Origin of the sequence: Leptospira alexanderi serovar Manhao 3 str. L 60 (assembly GCF_000243815.2) — a bacterium.
Taxonomy (GTDB): domain Bacteria; phylum Spirochaetota; class Leptospiria; order Leptospirales; family Leptospiraceae; genus Leptospira; species Leptospira alexanderi.
Genome location: NZ_AHMT02000024.1, coordinates 50001 through 75000, shown reverse-complemented (window position 1 = coordinate 75000; position 25000 = coordinate 50001). Strand labels below are relative to the sequence as shown.

25 protein-coding genes (2 of these 25 only partly in view) are annotated in these 25000 nt (G+C 42.2%); 11 read left to right on the top strand and 14 right to left on the bottom strand.

The features are described 5' to 3' along the window. Positions 1-1056, top strand: partial view of a hypothetical protein gene (locus LEP1GSC062_RS07995; RefSeq protein ID WP_039941573.1) — the 3' portion only. Its footprint begins 240 nt before the window's first position; the window shows 1056 of its 1296 coding nt (coding positions 241-1296); its start codon lies off the left edge, out of view; its stop codon occupies positions 1054-1056. Here the strand turns inward: LEP1GSC062_RS07995 and glpK are convergent. After that, positions 1050-2540, bottom strand: coding sequence for a glycerol kinase GlpK (glpK, locus tag LEP1GSC062_RS07990; protein WP_010578102.1), 1491 nt, complete (start codon positions 2538-2540; stop codon positions 1050-1052). The two genes, LEP1GSC062_RS07995 and glpK, sit on opposite strands and share 7 nt — an antisense overlap. A 67-nt stretch (positions 2541-2607) precedes the next feature. Continuing rightward, the gene (locus LEP1GSC062_RS07985) at positions 2608-3564 is read right to left on the bottom strand and encodes an MBL fold metallo-hydrolase (RefSeq protein ID WP_002745677.1); all 957 of its coding nucleotides are present in this window, start codon (positions 3562-3564) and stop codon (positions 2608-2610) included. 198 nt (positions 3565-3762) lie between these two features. On the opposite strand from LEP1GSC062_RS07985, the gene LEP1GSC062_RS07980 reads away from it, so the two are divergent. From LEP1GSC062_RS07980 to LEP1GSC062_RS07940, 9 genes are all read left to right on the top strand, one after another. Then, positions 3763-4077: an STAS domain-containing protein gene (locus tag LEP1GSC062_RS07980; RefSeq protein WP_002626623.1), complete on the top strand. Its 315-nt coding sequence runs from the start codon at positions 3763-3765 to the stop codon at positions 4075-4077. A gap of 165 nt (positions 4078-4242) precedes the next feature. Then, positions 4243-4896, top strand: coding sequence for a hydroxyacylglutathione hydrolase C-terminal domain-containing protein (locus LEP1GSC062_RS07975; protein WP_139356630.1), 654 nt, complete (start codon positions 4243-4245; stop codon positions 4894-4896). Positions 4897-4964: 68 nt separating this feature from the next. Then, positions 4965-6347, top strand: coding sequence for a dihydrolipoyl dehydrogenase (locus tag LEP1GSC062_RS07970; protein WP_039941571.1), 1383 nt, complete (start codon positions 4965-4967; stop codon positions 6345-6347). An 18-nt stretch (positions 6348-6365) separates the two neighbouring features. Then, complete coding sequence (locus LEP1GSC062_RS07965) at positions 6366-7283, top strand: ABC transporter ATP-binding protein (protein WP_010578099.1); 918 nt, start codon at positions 6366-6368, stop codon at positions 7281-7283. Continuing rightward, a complete protein-coding gene (locus LEP1GSC062_RS07960; RefSeq protein ID WP_010578098.1) occupies positions 7280-8053 on the top strand; it encodes an ABC transporter permease in 774 nt (257 codons plus the stop codon). Before LEP1GSC062_RS07965 ends, LEP1GSC062_RS07960 begins: the two co-directional genes overlap by 4 nt. Positions 8054-8067: 14 nt before the next feature. Further along, positions 8068-8337 carry a BolA family protein gene (locus tag LEP1GSC062_RS07955; RefSeq protein WP_010578097.1) on the top strand — a complete coding sequence of 90 codons (270 nt, stop codon included), beginning with the start codon at positions 8068-8070 and terminating at the stop codon, positions 8335-8337. A gap of 96 nt (positions 8338-8433) precedes the next feature. After that, positions 8434-8661, top strand: coding sequence for a BolA/IbaG family iron-sulfur metabolism protein (locus LEP1GSC062_RS07950; RefSeq protein WP_010578096.1), 228 nt, complete (start codon positions 8434-8436; stop codon positions 8659-8661). After that, the gene (gene grxD / locus LEP1GSC062_RS07945; RefSeq protein WP_010578095.1) at positions 8658-8978 is read left to right on the top strand and encodes a Grx4 family monothiol glutaredoxin; all 321 of its coding nucleotides are present in this window, start codon (positions 8658-8660) and stop codon (positions 8976-8978) included. The genes LEP1GSC062_RS07950 and grxD overlap by 4 nt, the downstream gene beginning before the upstream one ends. After that, complete coding sequence (locus tag LEP1GSC062_RS07940; protein ID WP_039941544.1) at positions 8975-9235, top strand: glutathione S-transferase N-terminal domain-containing protein; 261 nt, start codon at positions 8975-8977, stop codon at positions 9233-9235. The genes grxD and LEP1GSC062_RS07940 overlap by 4 nt, the downstream gene beginning before the upstream one ends. Here the strand turns inward: LEP1GSC062_RS07940 and gshAB are convergent. From gshAB to LEP1GSC062_RS07905, 7 genes are read right to left on the bottom strand one after another with little or no spacing between them, the layout of a single operon-like run. After that, the gene (gene gshAB, locus LEP1GSC062_RS07935) at positions 9221-10252 is read right to left on the bottom strand and encodes a bifunctional glutamate--cysteine ligase GshA/glutathione synthetase GshB (RefSeq protein WP_010578093.1); all 1032 of its coding nucleotides are present in this window, start codon (positions 10250-10252) and stop codon (positions 9221-9223) included. The two genes, LEP1GSC062_RS07940 and gshAB, sit on opposite strands and share 15 nt — an antisense overlap. Beyond that, complete coding sequence (gene gshA / locus LEP1GSC062_RS07930) at positions 10240-11802, bottom strand: glutamate--cysteine ligase (protein WP_010578092.1); 1563 nt, start codon at positions 11800-11802, stop codon at positions 10240-10242. The genes gshAB and gshA overlap by 13 nt, the downstream gene beginning before the upstream one ends. Next, complete coding sequence (gene ggt / locus LEP1GSC062_RS07925) at positions 11799-13532, bottom strand: gamma-glutamyltransferase (RefSeq protein ID WP_010578091.1); 1734 nt, start codon at positions 13530-13532, stop codon at positions 11799-11801. The genes gshA and ggt overlap by 4 nt, the downstream gene beginning before the upstream one ends. Before the next feature lie 20 nt (positions 13533-13552). Then, entirely contained in the window at positions 13553-15790 is a 2238-nt protein-coding gene (gene clpA, locus LEP1GSC062_RS07920; protein ID WP_020983931.1) for an ATP-dependent Clp protease ATP-binding subunit ClpA, read from the bottom strand. Then, the gene (clpS, locus tag LEP1GSC062_RS07915; RefSeq protein ID WP_002626657.1) at positions 15787-16122 is read right to left on the bottom strand and encodes an ATP-dependent Clp protease adapter ClpS; all 336 of its coding nucleotides are present in this window, start codon (positions 16120-16122) and stop codon (positions 15787-15789) included. Before clpS ends, clpA begins: the two co-directional genes overlap by 4 nt. Then, positions 16119-17333, bottom strand: a complete 1215-nt coding sequence (locus LEP1GSC062_RS07910) for a GNAT family N-acetyltransferase (protein WP_010578090.1) — start codon at positions 17331-17333, stop codon at positions 16119-16121. Before LEP1GSC062_RS07910 ends, clpS begins: the two co-directional genes overlap by 4 nt. A 33-nt stretch (positions 17334-17366) precedes the next feature. After that, on the bottom strand, positions 17367-17921 hold the full coding sequence (locus tag LEP1GSC062_RS07905; RefSeq protein ID WP_010578089.1) for a sigma-70 family RNA polymerase sigma factor: 555 nt from the start codon (positions 17919-17921) through the stop codon (positions 17367-17369). 332 nt (positions 17922-18253) lie between these two features. Between LEP1GSC062_RS07905 and LEP1GSC062_RS07895 the strand changes: the two genes are divergently transcribed. Continuing rightward, positions 18254-18886 carry an NrsF family protein gene (locus LEP1GSC062_RS07895; RefSeq protein WP_010578088.1) on the top strand — a complete coding sequence of 211 codons (633 nt, stop codon included), beginning with the start codon at positions 18254-18256 and terminating at the stop codon, positions 18884-18886. A 328-nt stretch (positions 18887-19214) separates the two neighbouring features. On the opposite strand, the gene LEP1GSC062_RS07890 is transcribed toward LEP1GSC062_RS07895, so the two are convergent. The 5 genes from LEP1GSC062_RS07890 to LEP1GSC062_RS07870 form a co-directional block, all read right to left on the bottom strand. Next, on the bottom strand, positions 19215-21128 hold the full coding sequence (locus LEP1GSC062_RS07890) for an AAA domain-containing protein (RefSeq protein ID WP_010578087.1): 1914 nt from the start codon (positions 21126-21128) through the stop codon (positions 19215-19217). Then, positions 21125-22126 (bottom strand): PLP-dependent cysteine synthase family protein, encoded by a 1002-nt coding sequence (locus LEP1GSC062_RS07885; RefSeq protein WP_020983939.1) that lies wholly within the window; start codon positions 22124-22126, stop codon positions 21125-21127. The genes LEP1GSC062_RS07890 and LEP1GSC062_RS07885 overlap by 4 nt, the downstream gene beginning before the upstream one ends. Positions 22127-22141: 15 nt before the next feature. Then, positions 22142-22762 (bottom strand): 3-isopropylmalate dehydratase small subunit, encoded by a 621-nt coding sequence (gene leuD / locus LEP1GSC062_RS07880; protein ID WP_039941542.1) that lies wholly within the window; start codon positions 22760-22762, stop codon positions 22142-22144. Positions 22763-22784: 22 nt separating this feature from the next. Continuing rightward, complete coding sequence (gene leuC, locus LEP1GSC062_RS07875) at positions 22785-24182, bottom strand: 3-isopropylmalate dehydratase large subunit (RefSeq protein ID WP_020983933.1); 1398 nt, start codon at positions 24180-24182, stop codon at positions 22785-22787. Between the two features lie 168 nt (positions 24183-24350). Next, positions 24351-25000 carry the 3' portion of an FHA domain-containing protein gene (locus LEP1GSC062_RS07870; RefSeq protein WP_020983948.1) on the bottom strand. Its footprint extends 790 nt past the window's final position, so 650 of the gene's 1440 nt are visible here — the last part of the coding sequence; its start codon lies beyond the right edge, outside the window; the stop codon is at positions 24351-24353.

Sequence of the window (25000 nt, the reverse complement as noted above, 5' to 3'; positions counted from 1 at the left end):
AAAATTTTTTCCAAAGGCGAACGTTTCCCCGAACCGTCCTTTGAAATCGCAAACGATACAAAATATCCGATTCAACAAAATCCATACCTTCCAATCGGATCTATTCCTTTCCGAATCGTCAGGGGAGAATCGAATCTTACTTCCATCGGCACCGTAAAAACCGGAAACTTCAGCTTGTATCGACAAAGAAGAAACAAGATGGTTTCGACACGTTATCTTTCTTTGAAAGACATCGTAAATCCGGAATTGTCCGAACTCGAAGTGGAGAAAAAGATAGAATCCCTCTACTTCAATCCAAAACAAAAATCATACCTTTTTCGTTTGATCAAAATTCTTTTTGCGGGAACCCCCGCCGAAGAACAAACGATCGTATCCAATTTATTCAGTCACGAACCCGATTTCGCGTCATTCCTAAAGGACCAAATATTTCAGATAGAAATCCTTCCTTTGATTCACGGCCCTTTTCTAAACCGGATTTTGAATACGATGGACGAAAGGATTATCCGGTTCTCCTACCCCAAACTTTCCCCACCGGTCAAAACAATGATCGAAAAAAACATATCCAAGAATAAGCTGAAGTCCATCCTCAATTCTCCGATTAAAAAACCGGAAGTTGGGGAATCTCTGGAAGAAACGATCGAAAAGGAAATTTTTAAGAATTTTTCAAGAAAAATATATTATGAAAATGGAATATTTAAAATTTATCAAGAAAATATCGACGACTCTAAAATCGCCCCCAATCAAAAAATAAAAATCGAATTTCAAAGTCTTCCTCAAACATCAAAATTTAATTTTCAAGTTTCCGGAATCCGTGCGATCGAACTTTACGCGGTTACCGAAAAAGGAATCTTTTTTCAAATTTTAGAATGGGTGGAAATCGTTCGGATAGATACGCTTATTTCCAAACGAGAAAGGGACGAGCAATTCTTTTTAAAGATACCACCTGGAAGAATCCTTGAGATCCCTCTCTTTTCGGAGTTCCGAATTCTTTGTGGAGCCGGAATCAATTCCCAAGGAAAAACATTCGAATTTTGTTTATTGGGGTTCGACTATTGATCGGTGCGGATTCTTCGAACGGAATCCTTCCAGATCCGAATTTCCTTTTCCCTCTGTGCTACTTTCATCTGAGGGGAAAACTCTTTACTTACTTTGATTTTCTTCTTCAGATCCGCAACAGAGGGAAAAAATCCTCTTTCAAGTCCCGCTAAAAAAGCCGCACCCAATACAGTCGTATCCACATTCAAAGGGCGAATTACGCGTTTTCCCAACACATCGGATTGATACTGCATCAGCCAGGAGTTTCCGGTGGCTCCCCCATCCACTTTGAGAACTTTTAGCTTTGAACCGGTATCGTTCTCCATCGCTTCCACCAGTTCATAAGATTGAAGTGCAATCGATTTCAACGCGGCTTTCGTAATTTGTTCCGCGGTCGTATCTCTCGTCAGACCCAAAATCGCACCTCTTGCATTCATATCCCAGTACGGAGCGCCGAGTCCAGTGAATGCGGGAACAAACACAACTTCGTCTTCCTTTTTAACGGAGGAAGCGAATTTTTCGGAAACCTTGGACTCTTTGAAAAACTTCAGATTGTCTCTCAAAAATTGAACGACGGCACCTCCGATAAAAACGGAACCTTCCAAACAATAAACCGTCTTTCCTTCCGGGCCACATCCAAGAGTTGTAAGGAGATTGTTCCTTGAAATCTGAAAATTATTTCCAGTGTTAAACAAAAGAAAACATCCGGTTCCGTAGGTGTTTTTCGCTTCCCCCGGTTCTGTGCAGAGTTGGCCGAATAAGGCCCCCTGTTGATCTCCAACGAGAGAAGAAATCGGGATTCCGTCCGGAAGTCCTTTCACCTTCTCCGTTCTTCCGAAAAGAGAACTAGAGTTATGCGCTTCGGGAAGAATAGAATCCGGAATTCCAAGAATCTGAGTCAATTCCTTGTCCCATTCCTTCTTTTCTATATTATAGATTAGAGTCCTACTCGCATTCGTATGATCGGTTTTATGCGATTTTCCGTTGGTCAACCGGTGGAGCAGATACGTATCGATGGTTCCAAAAAGTATTTTTCCCTTTTCGGCTCTCGCTTTCACGCCTTTCACATTTTCCAGAATCCATTGAATTTTTGTTCCGCTGAAATATGCGTCCAAAACAAGTCCCGTTTTTTTACGGAAAAGCGGCTCCAAACCCTTCGATTTTAGATTCGTACAAATTCCGGCAGTTCTCCTACATTGCCATACAATTGCATTATAAACCGGCTTGCCCGTATCCTTATCGAACAATACGGTGGTTTCTCTTTGATTTGTGATTCCGATCGCAACCGCCTTGGAAGGACTTAATTTTCCATTACGAATCGCTTTGATGATCAGTTTTTCAGTTTTTGCCCAGATCTCTTCCGCGTCATGCTCCACCCAACCCGATTCCGGATAGTACTGTTTGAATTCGGAATAAGAACTCGAAATCACGTTCCCGGATCTGTTAAAACAAAAAATTCGAATTCCAGTGGTTCCAGCATCAATCCCGATGATATAATCGCTCATGAAAGATTCTCCCAAAAGTTTTGAATGAAAGGTTAAATCCGAATTGTAATATTAGAAAAACCGCAAGTTATACTTCCAGTTCCAGGCCTTCGTACGCCATGATGATCTCAAGCTGATTGTGCGGATCGAACATCTCTTTGTATTTTAAGGCTCTCAAATAGACCGCATCCAACTTTTCGTCGTCATAGGAAGGATCGTGATGAAACATCACAAGTTTTTTCACGTTTGCACGTAAAGCGATATCCGTAGCCATAGAAGCGGAACTATGACCCCAGTCGATTTTTTGTAAGGATTCTTCAAACGTATATTGGGTATCGAAAACGAGAACATCCGCCCCCCGGAAATAATTTAAATAGTCCTGAATATTCTCCATCTCATCTAAATTAAACTCCGCATCCGAAGCGAAGATGAGAGACTTTCCTTCCTCCTCGAAACGATAAGAAAAACTTCCCCCGGGATGACGAACCGACTTGGAAATCGCGGAGATGGATTCTGTTACCGGAAACGCTTTTCCTTCCGGAATAAACTTAAAATTTTTCGTGGCTCGAAATCCGTCATAAGGAACCGGAAAATGGGTAAAACTATGCTGGTACTTAAGTCGCTCTTCTAAATTGTCTACGGAACTCAAAATATCGAATGTATTCCCCGGAGCATACAGAGGAACAAAAAAAGGAACTCCTTGAATATGATCCCAATGTGTGTGAGTGAAAATCCACTTTGCCTTTCCCTTCCCTTCTAAAAAACCTTCGTGTAAAATGGAATTTCCTAATTCTCTGATTCCAGTACCGCCGTCTATGATAACTAAATTGTCTTTCTTGTCTCGAATTTCGATACAGGTCGTATTACCTCCGTAAGTGCTCCAACTGGAAAGGGAAAGAGAATCGAGAAAAGTATCGATCGCGTCGGGACTTTGTATATCTGCGGGAGTCGCGAGCCCGAGAATCTTCTGTACCTTATTTCGAATCGATTCTCCTCGAACAGAGGAGGAAATCGAGCCGCGTACACCCCAAAATTTTATGCGCATAATTTTAAAAGACAATTCCGATAAGCGGATGATTTTTAGGAAAATGCTATCCAGAATTATCGATTCTATCAGGATTTCCAGCGAATTCTTCTTTATTTACGAAAAATTTCTTATGAGTTAAGGTAGGATTAGGAAAAATTTTGTTTACCGAGTACGTCGGTCGAATAGGATTTATAACAGATTCTGGGTAATACAAACGTGGAAAGCTTTAATACAGAAATTCTCACAGAAGGCACAACTTGCACGATTCGAATTCAAGGGAGTATCAGCCTTAAAAACGCATTCGCTCTCAAAGAACTCATCATTAAAAAGCACGGCGAAGGTTTTATCGATATCGTCCTTGATTTTTCGGGAGACGCGTATCTGGATTCTTCCGGGATTGGGGCCATTTTCAACTCCCAAAAATACGTGACGGAACGGAACGGTTCTCTCAAGCTCAAAAACATCAGCAGAGACGTTATGACGATTTTGAAAATCGCGAATCTCGACAAACACCTGGATATCATTCATTAAGGTCGTTTTCTGGAAGTCTTTCGGATCTATACGAACAGTCCTCTCCGAAACTTCACCTACATTCTCAGAAACTCCGAAACCTCCGAAACCCTTTCCATCGATCCTTACGATTCCGAACAGATCGAAAAATTTCTGGATTCCAAAGGTTGGAAATTAGACCTTCTTCTGAATACACACGAACACGGAGACCATACGTCCGGTAACACGGGGCTTGTTCAAAGATACGGGTGCACGGTATATTCTCATCCCGGAGGCATCGGCAAAATTCCACACGCAACTCATCCTCTCAAGAAAGGAGATCGCCTTCTTCGTTCTTCTAAAGAATATTTGGAAATTCTAGATACGCCCGGTCATACATTTTGTCATGTATGTTTACTTCTCGTTGAAAATCAAAAAGCGAAGGCGATTTTTACAGGGGATACAATTTTTAACGCGGGAGTCGGAAACTGTCATCGAGGCGGCGACCCGGAAGTTCTTGCAAAAACGATTTTGGAACAATTCTATCCTTTGGGAGAAGAGATTCTTCTCTATCCCGGCCATGATTATCTCGAAACGAATTTAAAGTTCACACTTTCCCTTAATCCTTCCAACCAAGATGCAATTCGTACTTTGGAAGAATGTTCCCGTCTACCCAAGAATGTGGAATTCCTCACAACCAACCTCGGAAAAGAAAGAAAAATCAATACGTTTTTTCAGTGTGATAAACCTTCCCTTGAACTTCGAGAAAACGTTTCGAAAAAGATCGCTTCTAAGCAGCTTCTCGATAATGATCCGACTTCCTTTTTCATTTTCCTTCGTTCTTTACGAGATCAATGGTGAATTTACTCTAGAAATAGTTTGCCCTCTTGGCCACAAGGTTAGAATCTGTAACCGAGGCGGTTCTTTTTATGAAAGAATATGACATTATCGTAATTGGTACGGGAGGAGGAACCAAACTAATCACACCTCCTTCCAAAATCGGTTATAAAGTTGCGGTAATCGAAAAAGAATCTCCCGGAGGAACCTGCCTCAATCGCGGATGTATTCCTTCCAAGATGTTGATTTATCCAGCTGAAATTCTTTCTCTTGCTAAGAATTCGGAGAAATTTCAAATCTCATTTCCCGGCAAACCTAAAGTCGATTTTAAATCTCTCATAGAAAGAGTTTCAAAAACGGTGGACGAAGAATCTGCATCGATTCTTCCGGCGTACGATAAAAATCCGAATATCACCTACATCCAAGGGACCGCAAGTTTTGTTTCAGATAAAGTGATCACCGTAAACGGAGAACAACTGACCGCAAAAAGAATTTTTATCGCGTCAGGTGCAAGACCTTCAATCCCGAATATTCCGGGCCTTGCTGGGACTCCTTATATGACAAGTAGAGAAGCCCTTCGCAGAACCGATCTTCCAAAATCCTTGGTCGTAATCGGAGGCGGTTTTATCGCTTTGGAATTGGGTTTTGCGTACTCTGCGTTCGGAAGCGAGGTTACTTTTTTAGTTCGAAGTAAAATCCTCAAAAACGAAGACGGGGATATCGTAAACGAGTTTGAACGGGTTTTTACCAAAGAACACAATGTCCTACTCCACACAAATATTCATAAATTAGAATATAAAGAGAAAATGTTTCATATCGAAGTCGAAGCGAATGGAAAAAAATTACAACTTCAATCAGAAGCGCTTTTGGTCGCAACCGGAATCCGACCCAATACTGATCTTTTGAATTTGTCGAATACTAAAATCCAAACCGATGCAAACGGTTACATTATCGTAAACGAATACTTAGAAACCACTTCTCCCGAAGTTTACGCATTAGGTGATATCACCGGAAAATATTTTTACAGACATTCCGTAAATTTCGAAGGAGAATTTTTATTCCGCACCTTATACCAAGAAAAGAAAAAGACTCCGATCAATTATCCTCCGATTCCGCACGCAGTTTTTACACATCCTCAGGTAGCCAGAGTAGGAAAAACGGAAGAACAACTCGTTCAAGAAGGAATCGATTATGTCGCCGCTAAAAATCCGTACAGTGCCAGCGCGACCGGAATGGCGCGGCTTTCCGATTCCGGATTCGTGAAAATTCTCGTGGATAAAAAATCGAGAAAAGTTTTAGGAGCACACGCGATCGGAGACGAAGCTTCCAATGTGATTCATCTTTTTATCCTCTTGATGACTATCGACGGAAATTTAGACGACCTTTTAAGAATGATATATATACATCCTGCGTTACCCGAAATTGCACGTAATGCGGCCAGAAAAGCAAGTGAACTTTTACAAATAAAAGAATAATGGGAAAATTTAGAATCTATGAAATTTGCTCTGCAAATTGAGAATTTAGTCAAAACGTACGCAGGTGGAGTCACCGCCCTTAAAGGAATCAGCCTTAACGTGGAAAAAGGGGATTTTTTCGCGCTTCTTGGCCCGAACGGAGCCGGAAAATCCACAACGATCGGAATCTTGAGTTCTTTAGTGAACAAAACTTCGGGGAAGATTCAAATTTTCGACGCCAATATAGATACCGACCTTGCCAAAGCGAAAGCATATATCGGAGTCGTCCCTCAGGAATTCAACTTCAATGTTTTCGAAAGAGTGGATCAAATCGTAATCAACCAAGGCGGTTACTACGGTATGGATCGAAAGATCGCCACCGAAAGCGCATTGAAGTATCTGCAACAACTCGGACTCTACGAAAAAAGAAAAGAATCAGCGGGCAAACTTTCCGGTGGAATGAAACGGAGGCTCATGATCGCAAGAGCGCTCATTCACAGCCCGAAAATTTTGATCCTGGACGAACCGACCGCAGGCGTGGATATCGAACTCAGAAGATCTCTTTGGGAATTTCTTCAAAAACTCAACGTATCCGGAATCACGGTTATTCTCACGACCCATTATTTAGAAGAAGCGGAAAGCCTTTGTAGAAACATAGCGATCATAGACGAAGGAAAGATCGTGGAAAATACTTCAATGAAAGACCTTCTTCAAAAATTAGATCATGAGACTTTTATCTTGGATTTTACAGGTCATCTTAATTCGTTCAAAACGATTGCAGGTATAGATATTAAACAAACGGATAATTCTACGCTCGAAGCCTCCATCTATGGAGATGCTTCTCTCAACGATTTATTTAAACTCCTTGATCAAGATGGAATCAAGATCAGCAGTATGAGAAATAAATCCAACCGCTTGGAAGAACTCTTTCTCAAATTGGTGGAGAAAAAATTATGAATTTAATCGAAAAATACAACGCGTTCAAGACCATCATCATCAAGGAAACGATTCGAATTCTACGCATTTGGGTTCAAACAATCATTCCTCCAGGAATCACGATCACACTTTACTTTATCATCTTTGGAAAATTGATCGGCTCTCAAATCGGCAGTATTGGAAATCACACATATATCCAATTTATTGTTCCGGGCCTTGTGATGATGTCCGTAATCATCAATTCGTATAACAACGTGGTTTCTTCCTTTTTCGGCGCAAAGTTTCAAAAGAACATAGAGGAAATTTTGGTTTCACCCACTCCTCCCTCTTTGATAGTACTTGGTTTTACGATCGGCGGAGTAATTCGAGGAATGTCGATTGGAGTCCTCGTGATCGCGATTTCCCTCTTCTTCACAGAATTGGAAGTGTATCATTTTCCGATGTTAATCGCCACCGTGTTTTTAAGTTCTCTTTTGTTTTCTTTAGGTGGATTGTTAAATGCACTCTACGCAAAAAAGTTCGACGACGTGGCAATCATCCCAACTTTTATTTTAACTCCTTTGACGTATTTAGGGGGAGTTTTCTATTCGATCCAAATGCTTCCTCCATTTTGGCAGAACGTTTCCAAATTGAATCCGATTTTGTATATGGTGAACGCGTTCCGTTACGGATTTTTAGGTGTGAGCGATATTGAACCGTGGTTCGCTCTTTCTATGATTGGAGTCGCAACCTTATCGTTATACATTCTCTCTGTACATTTATTGAAAAAAGGGATCGGGATCCGAAATTAATCAATCTTCAGTCTATGAGCATCTCCGAAGAAATCCGTTCCCTTTTAAATTCTTCCTTGAATCCTTACAGATTGGAAATCGAAGATTTGAGCGCGGAACACGCAGGCCATATTGGAAATCCGGAAAACAAACCGGAAGGAACTCATATGAAAATTGTATTGGTCTCTTCGAAATTTTCGGGAAAATCAAAAGTAGAACAGCATAGAATGGTATATTCCATTCTCAAACCATGGATCGATCGGGGTTTACACGCGATTGTTCTCGAAACAAGGGAACAGGATTAAATTCTGGATTGTAACAAAAAAGGGGTACAAAATCCTAAAACTAAGATCTGCTGAAAGAAAAAAGATCACCTAAAATTTAAGTCTAAAGAAAGAACGATGACAATCGACGAAATTAAAAATAAGATAGAATTCGGTCTTCCCGATTCCAAAGTAACGATCTTAGATCCTTATCGGGACGGAGTGCATATCAAAGCAGTTGTGATTTACAAAGGATTCGAAGGAAAATCCATTTTAGAACAACATAGAATGGTCTATGAAACTCTGAAAGAGGAACTAAAACAAGAAGTGCACGCGTTAGCACTAGAAACGAGGATACAAGAATGAACGAAGAAGTAAAACAAAAGATAAATAATTTGATAGGAACTAGTAAGGTCTTTCTCTTTATGAAAGGAACTCCGGAAGCACCTATGTGCGGCTTTTCTGCCGGTGTGTCTAACGTTTTAAGAAGTTTAGGAATCTCGTTCGAATCCTTTAACGTTCTTTCGGACGAAACAATGCGCCAAGGAATCAAAGACTACGCAAACTGGCCGACCATTCCACAGCTTTATATCAACGGAGAATTCATCGGCGGTCACGATATCGTGGTGGAAATGGCAAAGTCCGGAGATCTCCAGAAAAAAGTGGGAATCTTAAACTCATGATGAAGTTGTATCAGTTTCAATCCTGTCCTTACTGCTGCTATGTAAGGAACGAGTTTCAAAATATGGGACTCGTCGCGGGAAAGGACTACGAACTCGTTGAAGCCAGCCGGGGAACTCTCGGCAGAAAAGAAGTAGTGGAACTCGGAGGACAGAACCAAGTTCCCTTTCTGGTCGACGATGATATTAAGATGTACGAATCGAGAGAAATCGTAAAGTACGCAAAACTCAAAAAAGAAGACTTCCTAAAAACCAAGTAAGTCTAAAATTTTATTTCCGACGTCCCTGTTTTTACCTTCATAAGGATAGTTATGAATATATAAAACGGGATTGAAGTTCAACTCCAGAATTCGATAATCTTCCTGTTTTTCCAAATCTTTTAGGATTATATCTACGCCGCAAATTTTCGCACCGACCAATTGCGCCGCTTTGACCGCCAGTTCCTTATAAAACGGATGGGCCAAATCCGTCACGTCGATTGAGTCTCCTCCCGTGCTGATATTCGAATTCTTTCTTAAAAAAACTTTTTGATTTTTGGAAGGGATAGAATCTTTCGTAAAACCGGATTGTTGCAAGACGTCCAGTTCCGTATCACCCAATTGAATTTTTTCCAATGGGGTCACATGTCCCACTCCCCGTCTTTTATCCTCGTTTTTTAAAGCAACAAGTTCTTCAATCGTATGAATTCCATCGCCGGTTACGTTAGCGGGAACTCGATTACAAACCGCGACGGTTTCCGTACCAATCACCAAAAAACGGTATTCATTTCCTTCTGCGAATTCCTCCACAATTATCGATTCGGAATGATTGAACGCGATCTTAATCGCTTTCTTTGCGTCTTCCTCGGAAGCATGCGGAGTCAAAATCGTGATCCCGATTCCAAAATTGGTAGTCACCGGTTTTACAACTATCTTTCGATCAGAATTTTTTTTCCAGAATACTAAAGCCGATTCCGGATCCCCGAAACTATCTCCCTCAGGAACCAAAAGCCCTGACTCGTGCATTACAATTTTTGAAATCGTTTTGTTTTCCATTACAAGAAAAGACATATAGGAATCTAAAGCGGTTTTAGAGGCTTCCTTCACATATTGAACGAATCCATTTGAGTTTCTAAGTCTTAAAAAATGATTCTTACGATCCAAAACCTCCACTTCCAAACCCCGATTGAGAGCGTCTCGAATCACAATCTGTGTGGAAATTTCCAGATCCTCGAATCCTTCCAGAGTAAATATTTCCGGGGAAAAAAATTCACCCGGTTTTAATTTCAGTGATTGCATAGTTTAACGGTGGGATATTGGGTTTGGATTTCTTCTTTTTCCAATTGTTCTTTTTCTTGAAAAGAACGAACCGCTTCTTTTTCTATCTTCATCAGAGTTCCAGGAGAATATTCCAAATAAGAAAGAACGCGTCGATTTTCACGGGCGAGTTCCATTCCCTTATCTCTGAATTCAATATCACGTTTTAGAATTTCGGAAAGTAATTTTCCGGAAGGGGTCTTATCCGGATTCTTCCACTTTCTGATCTGAAAGTCGATTGCTTCCTGATACATACGTTTTTTGGTATGAAGATCCAAAATTTTTGCGTAGTGTCTCAAGGACTCCGAATATTCCGCCCCGGCTACTTGAAATTTTTTCTTGGTTCCGTTCGAATTGATTTTCAATTCTGGATTTCTTCCTTCCCAAATCACGGAATCCAAATTTTCTTTTAAGATCATATTCTCTTCTTCGGAAATCAAAGGAGAAGGACTAAGCAAAGAGTCCAAAAGAACCAACTGGGTAAAAGCGAGATTAAGCCTACAAACTCCCACAGGAGAATAAGGATCGATGTCCAAGGAGCGAATTTCTATGTATTCGATTCCCCTTCGAAGAAGAGCATCTAATGGTCTTTCATCTCCCTTAGGAACCTGTTTCGGACGAATCGGAGAGTAAAATTCGTTTTCGATCTGAAGATAATTCGGATTGAGTTGAGCGTCCGCATTTTGAGAAAAAGAAACATAACTAGGATACGGGGTATGAACCGCGTAACACATCCGTTCTGCATATTCTTCCAAAGAATTATAATGAATTCCTAATGTATCCTGAACCTTACTCGTATATCCGATCTCGCTCATCCTGAGCGAAGTGGCATAAGGAGAGTATAACGTAAAATTCTTATGTTCTTCGAATTTGAGATTTCCCGGATTTGGCAAAAAAGTGGAATCGAAAACAGCGGAAGATCCGGTGAGATACGTTAAATAATGAACCCTTCTCATAAAATTTCGAATCACATGCAGATAAAGAGAAGAGATTTCCTCTTTCGTAAAGTTCGAAATTTCTTTTCCCAAAAATTGACGAAGGAAAACTTTCGAGAAAGAAAAGTTATAGTGAACTCCGGAGATGGTCTGCATTCTCCTTCCGTAACGAAGACCCAATCCGTGACGATAGATCGTTTTCCATCTCCCGGAATGGGAAGTCCCGTATTGCCCGAGAGGAATTTCGTTTTCGTCCTTCGGTAGAATCGGAGGCATACTGAAAGGCCAGATGAGTTCGTTGTCCAATTGACGAAACGTATATATATGCAAATCTTGTAATTCACGAATATTCGCTTCAATCTTAGGACGAGGATGGGTCGCATATTCGAGCTGAGGCTCCGCAAAATCGGTTTTGATATAATGGTTGGTTAAACTCGAACCCAAATGCGCTGGATGCGGGGTTTTCGCGAGCGTTCCATCGGGTCCTACCCTCATACTTTCCTTTTCCAAACCGTGTTTCGCCTTTACGGCATGTCTCAAAAGAATTTCGAGGGATACTTCTTCTATCTTCGATTGAGTGAGTTCCTTAGTTTTCAAAGTCCGCCGGTGGCCCCTTCCCCACGTGGATCGGAAGCTCCATAGAGCATTCCGTTCTCTCTTTTGACCGAGAACAGTTTCGCAAAGTTCGGAGCAATTCGGATATCGTGCTTTTTAGACGAAAGACCATCGAACACGTTCCTTTCATTCACAGATTTTTCTATAAACACAGCGTCTGGAAAAAGTTGATGATGAATTCTTCCCCTTGCGACGGATTCATACAAGGTTAAATTGAAATCCAAATTGTAGACAAGAGATTGCAAAACCGCGTTGACGATGTAAGCTCCTCCCGGTGCCCCAGTGGTTAAAAAGGATTCCTTTCCCTTAAAAACGATGGTCGGAGACATACTACTCAAAGGAGTCTTTTTAGGAAGAATAGAATTCGCCTCCGCACCGATCAAACCGTATACGTTCGGTTCTCCGGGAGCCCTACTAAAATCATCCATTGTATCGTTCAAAACTATTCCGGTTCCGGGAGCCATAACCGAGGCCCCAAAACGAAAATTGATGGACTGAGTCGTAGATACTGAGTTTCCCTCTCGATCCATTACCGAAATATGAGTAGTCTGCGGAGACTCTGCACCGAAGTTAAGAGTTTTTAGAAAAGAAGAACTACTAGAGGCGATTTTCGGATCGAAGTCGGAAATCTTTTCCTCCGCGTATTTCTTAGAAAGAAGACGGTTCACAGGTATTTTCGTAAACGCGGAATCGCCACCGAAAACCGCACGGTCCGCATATCCCCTTCTCATCACTTCCGTAACGAAATGATAATACAAAGCCGGGTCTTTTTCATACGTTTCTTTGAGAGATTCTTTTTCCAACATCGATAACATCGTGAGGAGATGAATTCCCGAAGAAGGCGGAGGCATCGTATAAATCGTATAATCGCGATACGTCGTCTTTAAAGTTTTCTTTTCAATCACCTTAAAATCGCTTAGATCTTGAGAAGTTATCAACCCGCCGTTAGCCTTCATCGCGGTCGTGATCGCATCTGCGATTTTTCCATGGTAAAATTCCTTTTCACCCGTTTCGGAAATCAACTTCAAAGAATTCGCCAAATCCTTTTGAACCAGAATACTTTTTAACTCGGGAACTTTTCCTCCCGGAAGAAAAATCCCTTTCATTTCCTGATCCATATCTTTCGAAGACTTCTGAATCGCAGACTGCAAATCAGGATACATAGGAAATCCTTTTTCTGCCAATCGAATCGCGGGAGAAATTACCGTTTTGAGAGAAAGTTTTCCGTAACGTTTTTGGATCTGAACAAGACCCGCTACATTACCCGGAACACCTACAGCTCGAAACCCAAGCAAAGAATCTTCTTTCGGTTTTTTCTTATACATGTCTCTGGATGCCGCGTTAGGAGCTCTTTCTCGAAAATCAAAAGCGATCGGTTCCGAAAATTCTTTCAAGTAAAGAATAAGAAAACCTCCCCCACCCAGTCCGGTCGAATGCGGTCTTGTAACCGAAATCGCAAACGAGGTTGCAACGGCTACGTCCACTACATTTCCGCCTAACGACCCGACTTCGATCCCCGCTTGAGTGGCTTCGGGAGAATCAGTTGCGATCATAAGATTCTTACTTTCGCTGAAGTAATCGACGTGTTTTTTTCCGTGAGAAGGGCTTACGAGTAAATCTGTAGAAACCCTTTTGCCCTCGATTGTAAGAGGAGTTTCCCTACACGAGAAGAGTAAAAGTATCAGAATGATACGAATTGTAATTTGTTTCATTGGATTTTGGTATTTGAGCTTCAGGATTTTTTTCCGGATGTGAATTTCATTTCAATTCCCTCTTTGCCGGAAATCAATTTTACTTTACCTCCGGATTTCAACGCTCCGAAAAGAACTTCTTCGGAGATCCGTTTTGAGATATGAGTATCGATCCATCTTTGAACGGGTCTTGCGCCGAACTCGGGTGTATAAGCTTTGTCTGAGATGTAAACAAGTACATCATCCTGAAACTCTAGTTCAATTTGTTTAGAATTTAATCTTTCCTGCAAGAGGGCAAGCTGTTTTGCAACTACTTTAGTTACATTTTCCTGATTTAGGGAAGAGAATTCGATCACCGCAGTCAGACGGTTTCTGAACTCGGGAGAAAACTGCTTTTCGATCGCTTTTAGGCTTCGGTCTTCCAAAAGATCATTTGCAAATCCTACCGGATTTGTAGAACGTTCACGTGCTCCCGTATTGGTCGTCATCACAAGAATCACCTGACGGAAATCCGATTTTCTTCCATTATTGTCCGTAAGCGTAGCGTGATCCATAATCTGTAATAAAATATTATAAATATCCTCGTGCGCTTTTTCAATCTCATCAAGCAAAAGCACACAATGTGGATTTCTATAGATCGCGTCCGTGAGTTGTCCTCCCTGTTCAAAGCCGACGTAACCCGGAGGGGAACCTATCAAACGGGACACAGTGTGTTTTTCCATATATTCGCTCATATCAAAACGAACGAGTTCCACACCCAAAATTTCAGCTAACTTTCGAGTAAGTTCGGTTTTACCGACACCGGTTGGTCCCGCAAAAAGAAAACATCCGACGGGTTTTCCAGGTTCGGAAAGTCCACTTCTAGAAAGTCGAATCGACTGAACCAACTGATCAATCGCGGCGTCTTGTCCGTAGATCTTGGTTTTTAATTCTTCATCCAAGTTCTTTAGTTTTTCGCGATCATCGGCTTTGACCGTAACCGAAGGAACTTTTGCGATCTTGGAAACTAAGTCCTCAATCTCTCGAACAGTGACCGTTTTTTTACCGCCTTCTCTCAGCCGAACCCTAGCCCCCGCCTCGTCCAAAAGATCGATCGCCTTGTCTGGAAGTTTTCGATCTAGAATATAACGAGCAGACAACTCCGCCGCTTGTTCTACGGCGGAAGAAGAATATTTCACCTTATGGAAAGATTCGTATTTCTCCAAGAGACCTTTTAAGATTTCTATCGTTTCTAAGACGGAAGGTTCGCCTACTTCCACTTTTTGAAATCTTCTGGAAAGCGCATGATCTTTTTCGAATATAGATTTGAATTCTTTGTAAGTCGTGGTTCCTATACAACGAAGTTCTCCGCTGGAAAGCGCAGGTTTTAAAAGATTGGAAGCGTCCAGAGAACCGCCCGAAACCGCACCCGCGCCTATAATCGTATGAATCTCATCGATAAATAGGACATGCTCATTCCGTGCCGTGATTTGAGTGACTACGTTTTTCAGTCTCTCTTCAAATTCTCCCCTAAATTTGGTTCCGGCAAGTAAGAGTCCCATATCGAGAGAATATACTTTCAAATTCTTTAATGGTTCAGGAACTTTTCCATCCACAACTCTTTGGGCAAGCCCTTCTACGATTGAGGTTTTACCGACGCCTGCCTCGCCTACAAAGATAGGATTATTTTTCCTTCTTCTACAGAGAATATGAATGGTGCGATCAAGTTCCTCTTCCCTTCCGACCATAGGATCGAGTTTTCCTTCTTTGGCTCTCGCGGTAAGATCTACACAAAAGGCTTGTAAAGGATCGGAAATTTTTTCATTTTCTTCTCCCAAAATTTCCTTGTTGGGATTTTTAGAATCCTTTCGGATTCCGTGCGAGATATAACGAACGATATCAAGTCTGGAAATATCTTGTAGTCCTAAAAAATAAACCGCATTCGATTGGTCTTCCCGAAAAAGAGCGGCAAGAACGTCCCCTCCGTCCATTTTTTTATTTCTTGTTGACTGAACGTGAAACTCCGCGAGTTGAAGAACATGTTGCACTCCGATCGTATAAATCGGATCCACATCGCCGGAAGATTCTGGAAAAGCTTCCAATTCGCTTTCTAGATAACCGATCAAATCCTTTCTCAAACGTTCTATGTCCGCCCCGCAAGCTTCCAGAACCTCCTTGCCTACCGTATCATAAGTAAGAGCGAAAAGGATATGTTCTAAAGTGATAAATTCGTTTCTTCTTCTTTTGGCTTCTTCCCAAGCCTTTTTTAGGGTACGTTCCATTTCTTCCGTGAGAATCATAATCCCTCCTCTCCTTCCTCCACTTCCATCGTGCAATGAAGTGGATATCCGTGTTGTTCCGCCAATTGTTGAACTTGTATGACCTTAGTCCTTGCGACATCGTGCGAGTAAACGCCGCATAATGCTTTTCCAGTTATATGCGCCTTTAACATGATCTGTTGACTTTCCGCCTTACTTCTGTGAAATACGAATTGTAAGATCCAAACGACAAACTCCATCGGAGTAAAATCGTCGTTGAGTATGATAACTCTGTATTTGGAAGGACGTTTCAGTTTTACCTTCTCTTTAGTGAGAGTTTGCTCTTCGGTATCGAATCGAAAGATATCACTCACGGCTCATAACTCCCTAAGTCCGAAGTTGTTTCCGTCTGAAAGTGGACATTCGTCTGCACTTCCTTCAATGGAGAATGCTCATTGGTTTCTTGGATCATTTCCTGCATGTGCAATCTTTCTTCCTTTAAGAAACGTTCAATCGCATTTCTAGCTCCAGCATGAAAAATCCGATGAGAACTATACGTAGGAACCGCCGGAAAACCTCTTAGAAATTTATGCTCACCTTGCGCACCCGCTTCGAAAACTTTGATGTTTTCTCGAATCGCATACTCGATCAATTGATAAAAACAGCATTCAAAATGAAGATGAGGGTAATACTCTGTACAACCCCAATATCTTCCGTAGAGAAAGTCGCCCTTTCGAAGATTGAAAGTGCCCGCAATGGGTTTTCCTTCTCGATACGCAAGAACAAGAACAATTCTATCCAAAAAACTTTCAAAAGAAGAATCGAAGAACTTCCGGTTTAAATACGCCGAACCCCATTTGCGAGAATGGGTGTCCGAATAAAAATTCCAGATCGTGTCCATGTCTGAACGAGAAATCTCGTTTCCTTCCAGAACCCGAATCTCAAGTTCGTAACTGCGAACGATCTCTCTTTCCCGTTTGATTTGCATTCTCTTCTTGGATTTCATGGCCCCCAGATAATCGTCAAAGCTCGAATATCCTCCGTTGATCCAATGATACTGGTGGGAAAGCCTCGTTGCAAATCCGTATTCGGAAAGAATCTCTGCTTCTTCCTTCTCTAGAAATAAAAAATGAACTCCGGATAAATCCTCTTTTTCACAAAATTGAAGAAGTTCCGGAATCAAATAAGAACAGACCTCTTTTAAACTCAAACGAGTATCGTATAGGATCCTTTTTCCATTGGCCGGAGTAAACGGAATTGCAACAAGACCTTTCGGATAGTATTTGAGTCCGGCTTGTAAGAAAAATTGAGCCCATTGAAAGTCAAAGATATATTCCCCGTACGAATCGAATTTCAGAAAGAGAGGAATTACGGCCGAAAGACGGTCTTCTTTCCAAAGTACACAATATCTCTGAATCCAAGAAGTGGAAGGTCCGATACAACAAGAAACTTCCAAGGATTTGAGAAAATCATATTCTAAAAAAGGACTTTTGGGATCGGAGATACAGTTCCATTCTTGTTTAGAAATCAAGGAAATAGAATCTAAGAACTCTACTCGGATGCCGCTCGGAAAATGGGAAATCATGTTAATTCTTGGACGATTTTGGCGGCTACTTTGTCAGAGATCGAGTGAAAAATGCTTTCGAATCTTTTGAATCGCTCTATGAGTTATGACTTTGATATTGGATTCGGAAAGACCCGTTCGTTCAGAAACTTCTCGAACACTCATCCCTTCAAGTTTGAGATGAGTGAGAATTTGTTTCTGCCTTTCATCCAAAACGTTCAGCCATTTTTTGAGGATCTCCCTGGCGTTCTCCGGTTCTTCTTGGACGGGTTCTGGAGAAGCGAAAATTTCCAGATTATCCATGCTGAAAGTCCGATCTCCTACTTTCTTCTTTCTCAGATAATCAATCGTCTTGTATCTTGCAATTGCAAAAACCCAAGGCGCGGGATGACGATCCTGTCGATAAGAATCCCTAGCCTTATGAAGTCCGATTAAAATTTCCTGAACCAAATCTTCTCGGTCTTCTTGATTGCTGATTCGTGGAATCAGATACGATCTGAGAATTCCGGTTACAAGCTGGAGAAATTTTTCATACGAACTTTGATCTCCTCCTCCGGCCTTGCGGATTAACGTCGAACATTCTTCCCAGATTTCTTTTTTAGCTGACATGTAACTAACTGCTTAGAACCTTCGAAAAGATAAGAGCCTAGCCAAAATTTACAATGTTACTTTCTATGGACCGTAACATTTGAGACGCAAATTACCGAGCGGACTCAAGGTAACTTCAGGGGCGCAAGTTTATAAAGTTGACAATTTCAGTTTCATCGTTTCGAGTTTTTTCTCAAACAAAAATTTGAATTTTGAGACGAGTGATAAGAAACGCTCCTTCGATTATGGACACATTCAAAAAAACGAAAACCGATTCCCTCCAGATTCAACTGGGAAGAAATTATTGTCCAACCATTCTCCAAAATTGGAAAATTTCCGCGTAGAGTAAAACGATGTCTTACCAAGAACAAACAACCGAATCTTTAATTCGAAAAATGGCCCAAGAGCCTCCGATTCGAAAAAATGGTTGGAATCGATTTGTAATTTTAGGTACGGTAGCGGTGGTTCTCACATCGCTTTACCTTCTTTATTTACACCCGACTTCGAGCCGTTTCATTCGTCTACCGACTTTATTACCAGATTTTTTTTGGATTTCTCTTATCGCTCTTTGTTCGTTTTGGACCTTATCCCAATTGCGTTTTCCGGAAGAATCCTTTACCAAAACCGCTCGTTTTCCACTATTTCTCGCATTTCTTTGGATTCTTTATTCGATATGTATATTCGTCTGGGATTTGATCGGAGACAACAAAATCCATATTCATATCGGGAGATGTTGGATCATCCTTTCTCTTTCCAGCGCTTTTTTAGCGGGAAGCGGGATTCTGATCCTGAAAAATGGAAAACCAGGAAATCCAGTTTTAGCGGCCGCGGTTCTTTCCGTTTTCAACCTGGCTCTTGCAAATTTCTACCTCAAGTTCATCTGTGACAATCAATCCTCTTTTCATATCCTCGTTTCGCACGTTTTTGCAAGTTTACTCCTTTTCTTATTTGGTTTTTTCGTATTTAAGAATATTCTAAAATGGTAGCCGAGTTTCGACAAAGTCTCCCGTGAAAGGGGCGCCCCCGGATTGGGTGATGGAGGCGGGAAAACTCGGGAAATTTTTCTCTATCAGAAAATTCTATTTTTGTAAAGTAAACCGTAAGTTTCCTGTCAGAACTTTTCCTTTTTTGATTGAGGAGTTAGTCCAGAGTCTCTAGGGATCGCGATAAGGTTGATTTCAACTACGTTGAAAGCCGCTCACGACGCTCCGCTGTTCGCTGGCAATTTCGCTCTCTAGGGATCGCGATAAGGTTGATTTCAACTACGTTGAAAGCCGCTCACGACGCTCCGCTGTTCGCTGGCAATTTCGCTCTCTAGGGATCGCGAAATTCCCAGGCGGTTCGAAAGACTCCTTTATCTTCCACAAATCGAATTAGCCTAGATAGAAAAGGATCTTCCAAAAGAGTGGAGCTATCGCCGATACAAAGCAAAAGGTCCTTGGCACGGGTCATACCTACATTGATTCTTCTGGATTCCTTTAAAAAACCGGAACGACCTTCCGAATTGGAACGGACAAACCCGAAAAGAATACAACGATTCTCTCTTCCTTGAAACGAATCTATCGTAGAGACTTGGATTTTAGAAAACCCCGCTTCCTGTAATTTTTCCAAAATCAATCGCACCTGAGCGCGATACGGGGAAAGAATCGTGATCTCTTCCTCCGGCCAATTGTTTTCCTGAAGCAGAGTACAAAGATGAACCTGAAGATCCGCTTCGAAAGAATTGATAAGACTGTCGTCAACAATGACTTCCTCACTATCCGTTCCAGCCGTGTCGATCCATTGGAGTGCGTTCCCAAATGGAAAAGTTTCCGGAAAGTTAGAAATTCTTTCCGGCCCCGGACGGCCTGACTTCAGTCGATTCGAATAAAATTCCATGGAAGGAAAAGAAGAAATCTCGTCCTTCATTCTATACTGAGTATCGAGCAAAAAAACCCGCCCGGACATTTCTAATCTTTCCGCGGCCTTTTCAAAAAGCGTAAACTCTAGAGAATTTTTTTCGGAAAATAAAGACGGAGGCAACTGCTTATGATCCCCCGCAAGAATCACTCGATCCGATTTTAAGATTGGAATCCAAAAAGCGGGTTCGAGCCCTTGAGAGGATTCGTCTAACACACAAAAGTCGAAAGTTCGCCCTTCCAAAACGGAACGTGCGGACGCAACCGGAGTGGAAACGATCACGGGGTGGGAAGAAACCAAACTGTCAATCAGTCCTCTTTCCATGGATCGGATCGTTTTTTTCAGTTCTTTCACTTCCTGAAAAAGATTCTTTCGTTCCTCTCTTTCCTTTTCTCCGAAATTTCGTTTATATTTTTTTGCCTGTTTGGAAATTTCAATTACGTCCCTTCTGTATTCGCTTAACAATTTTCCGTCGGGATGATGAAAAAGTTTATAGTCCAGGGTCGTATGCAACGCAGCGTCGCTGATTCGAGCGGGATGTCCCAGTCTTAAAACGGAAATTCCTTTTGCGAAAATCGATTCCACGAGAAGATCGCAAGCGGAATGTGTGGGAGCGGACACAAGAACTCTTTTTTCGTCGGCTACGAGTTGACTTACAATTTCGGTTAATGTGGTTGTTTTACCGGTGCCGGGAGGTCCGTGGATAATCGTCACGTCTTCGGAAAGAACGGAATGGAGGACCGCATTCTTCTGGGATTCGTTTAAGGAAGGATTCATTCTTCCTAAAATGCGAGAGCGATCGGCTTCCCGAATGGAAATCAAATCCGGTTTTTCGTACCCCAGTAAAAGCTCGCGATTTACATACAACCTGGTTCCCTTGGTCGCATCGGATACCGCTTGCAACGCGTGAAACATTTCCTTGTAGGAGGTCTCGTCGGGCAAAAGGTCCAGAAAACATTTTCCATCTTCGGTCCACTCTGGAACCTCGTCGATCGCGATCCGAATTCTTTCTTTATGAAGAGAAACTAATATAGCCCGAACACGATCTTCGTTTTTTCCGATTTGAACCGGGGCGCCGGATTGAAATTTGGAAGGATATTCCTCTTGGTTCGGAAAACGAAAGGTAAGGATCCAACTTCCCTCTCTGCCGACAGACTGTTCTTCGTAGACAAGAGGGTATAACGTGACTCCGAGCCTAACCCGGTCTTGGAGAGAACGGGAAAGCCAATCTTTGGAAAAGAGGGAATCCTCTTCTTTCTTTTCCCTTTCGAGTTCAGCCCGGACAAATTCCAACTCTTCGATCGAGCCGGAGAATTTTCTTTCTTTCAAAACCGGTCGGGGGAAAGGACTACGATTCTATAGACCTGAGATTTTTGGTCGTCTCTTGTGGGAAGTCCTTCCGCAAATCGAATCGCACTCGCAAGAGTGGTTCCGGTTGTTTGTCCCGCAAAAATTCCTTCTTTTTGATAGAGATCGGATTGGTATAAAAGCGCTTGTTCCCGATCGACTCCGACGTATTCGTCTACGATCTTCGGATCAAAGGATTCGGGAAGATGAATGGAAGTTTCCTTTTGAACCATCTTGCGGATGAATCTGGATTTTTGGCTGACTCCCATGATTATCCGAACCGAAGATTTTTTGGATTTTAAAAAACGTCCAGCGCCGGAAAGAGTTCCACCGGAACCTCCTCCAGCTACAAACGCGTCCACACTTCCACCGAGATCTCTCCAGATTTCAGGTCCAGTAAAAAGATAATGTGCGTTTGTGTTCGCCATATCTTTGTATTCGTTTAGAATCACTACGTTCTTTTCTTTTTCTTTGATTTCCTTCGCTTTCCTCAAAAGGATTTCATCCCAATTTCCTTTCGCTTCGGGAACGACCTCTACGTGAGCTCCGAAGGTTTGCAGATCTTTGATCTTTTGCGGATCGGTATCACCAGCGACCAAACAACGAAACTTATATTGTCGAATCGTACAAATCCAAGCAAGACTGATCGCAGTCGTGTTGTAACCGGGTTGAACGACCTGTCCTCTGGGTTTTAATTCTCCTCTTCTTTCGGAAGAAAGAAGCATGGATAATGCGGTTCTGTCTTTTACGGAACCGGTAGGATTACAGAATTCCGCTTTGAGATAGAATTCTATGTTAGGGATATGAGAGCCGATTTGATTCAGTCGAATGAGCGGAGTATTTCCGATCATCTGCAAAATCGTTTCTTTAACGGGTTTTGCTACGCTGAGTTCCCGTCCAAAAGATTTCTGAATGTTATTCAGCGCGCCAAGGAAACTGTTTCCAAATTCGTCAATCGAACGGGATATTTCATCAAACATAAATTTTCGGCAGAATTATATAGCGTACAACCAAGGTTCAACCTCTTTCTGTTTTTTTTCAAACTCCCCGATTTTACTTTCCTGTTTGAGAGTAAGACCGATGTCGTCAAGTCCGTTGTAAAGACAATATTTACGGAAAGAATCCACTTCGAACGTATATACTTTTCCAGTTGGACCGGTTACGGTTTGTTTGTTCAGATCGATCTGAAGCTTAGCTCCTACATTATCCGAAACGGATCGGAACAATTCTTCCACTTCCTCAGACTTTAAAACCACGGGAAGCATTCCGTTTTTAAAACAATTATTGAAAAAGATATCCGCGTAAGAAGGAGCGATGATCGATCTGAATCCGTAATCCTCCAAGGCCCAAGGCGCGTGTTCTCTGGAAGATCCGCAGCCAAAGTTATCTCTCGTTAAAAGAATGGAAGCGCCCTTATATCTTTCTTGGTTGAGGGAAAATTCCGGATTGAGTTTGGTTCCGGCGTCGTCTATATATCTCCAGTCGTGAAAAAGATGAACCCCAAATCCGGTTCTTTCGATCTTTCGGAGAAATTGTTTCGGAATAATCTGGTCCGTGTCCACGTTCGGCCTGTCGAGTAGCGCGGCGATTCCGTTCAATACAGTAAATGGTTTCATAATATTCTAATTTACCTCTTGATTATTTCCAGCTTCGAATATCCACAAAATGCCCTTCCACCGCTGCCGCTGCCGCCATTTCCGGACCTACGAGATGAGTTCTTCCGCCCTTTCCTTGGCGGCCTTCAAAGTTTCTATTGGAAGTGGAAGCGCAACGATCTCCCGGTTCGAGAACATCGTCATTCATCGCGAGACACATAGAACAACCCGGGTTTCTCCACTCAAAGCCAGCGGCGGTAAAGATCTTATCCAGACCCTCTTGTTCCGCTTGTCGTTTTACCCTTCCCGATCCGGGAACTACAATCGCCTGAACCTTGGAAGAAACTTTTTTTCCTCGGATGGTTGTAGCCGCAGCCCTCAGATCTTCGATTCTGGAATTGGTGCAAGAACCGATAAAAACTTTGTTGATTTTGATTTCTTCGATCTTTTCCCCGGGTTTCAAATCCATATATTTGAGAGCAGATTCGATTCCGATCTTGTTGATTGGATCGGTCGCATCGTCCGGACTTGGAACAACTCCTTTTACGGAAACGACTTGACTGGGAGAAGTTCCCCAAGTCACCATCGGGGTAATTTCATCCGCATGAAGAACTACGGTGGTGTCGAACTTTGCACCTTCGTCGGTTACATAATGTTTCCATTTCTTAACGGCGAGATCCCATTGGGCGCCTTTCGGTGCAAAATCTTTTCCTTTGATATAATTGAACGTGATTTCGTCCGGAGCAATGAGGCCCGCTCTCGCTCCCGCTTCGATCGACATGTTGCAAATCGTCATTCTTGCTTCCATGCTCAAAGCCTGGATTGCAGAACCTCGGTACTCAATTACATAACCGGTTGCTCCGGCCGTTCCGATTTTACCGATGATCGCAAGGATGATGTCCTTCGCGGTTACCTTGTCGGAAAGTTTTCCATCGACGACGATCTCCATCGTCTTCGCTCTTTTTTGAACGAGAGTTTGAGTCGCGAGAACGTGTTCCACTTCGCTCGTTCCGATCCCGAACGCAAGCGCACCGAAAGCGCCGTGAGTGGATGTATGAGAGTCCCCGCAGACAATCGTCATTCCAGGATGAGTCAGACCCATTTCGGGAGCAATTACGTGAATGATTCCTTGATCGGGATTTTGAAAATCATAAAGACGGATTCCGTTTTCATCGCAGTTTTTTTTCAGAGTGTGCATCTGAATCGCGGAAATCGGATCGGCTAAGCTTAAATCCCGAGTACGAGTGGAAACGTTATGATCCATAGTAGCGAAAGTCGCCTCCGGACGACGGACCTTTCTGCCCGCGATTTTGAGTCCTTCAAAAGCCTGGGGGCTTGTAACTTCATGAATCAGATGACGATCGATATAAACTAAATACGATCCCGCATCCAGTTCTCCCACCAGATGATCTTCCCAGATTTTTTCGAACATTGTCTTCATTGGATTCTAATACTCCCCGAAAGACATTCTTTCGGAATTTGTGGATTGGATTTGTTTCTCGAAAAGAGAAAAGATATCCGCCTGAATTTCCATCGTCGGGATATCGGGTCTTTTCGTCCACCCGGATCTATTTTAAGGGATGAAGAATGAATTGGGAAGATTGAAATTCTAACGAGCCCGAAAAACGTACACCGTTTTTCCGAGGCTAATTTCATCGAAATCGTACAGGACCCGAGGTCTAAGAATTTTTTTACCGTTTAAGTAAGTTCCCCCGTCGGAAATCAAATCGTATAAAACGAAACGGTTTTTGATTTTACGAATTCTGGCATGGAGTTTACTGACCCCCGGATCGGAAATCATAACATCAGAAAGCTCTCCATTTCCGAGAGTGGTCTCGGACTTACGAATCGGAACTTGTTTACCAGGAGATTTACCTTCTTTTTGAATCAGGGTCGCAAGATCATAGGTTTCCGCAGTTTCAAACTCAGACTCGTTCACTGGAAAAGAACGAGAAACAGAAATTCCTTCCGAATTTGCATACGGAGAAAAAGGGAACTGATCTCCGTACATTCTCTGATAGACTTCTCTTTCCTCTCCTCTTGCATGAAATCTTTTCTCCGCTTCCCCTAACGGCTCGTCCACGTCTCTTTCTTTCCGAAATAAAAGGAGCAATGCGATCAAAGTGAGAATGAGTAAAAAGCCTATCGTAGGAAGAAATACCCCAGGACTTAGAAAAATGAATCCAAACTGTTTTACAATTCCGGGTTTGTATGTGTAGGTAAATTTTCCACCTTGGGAAGATTGCCAATCTCCTCGAA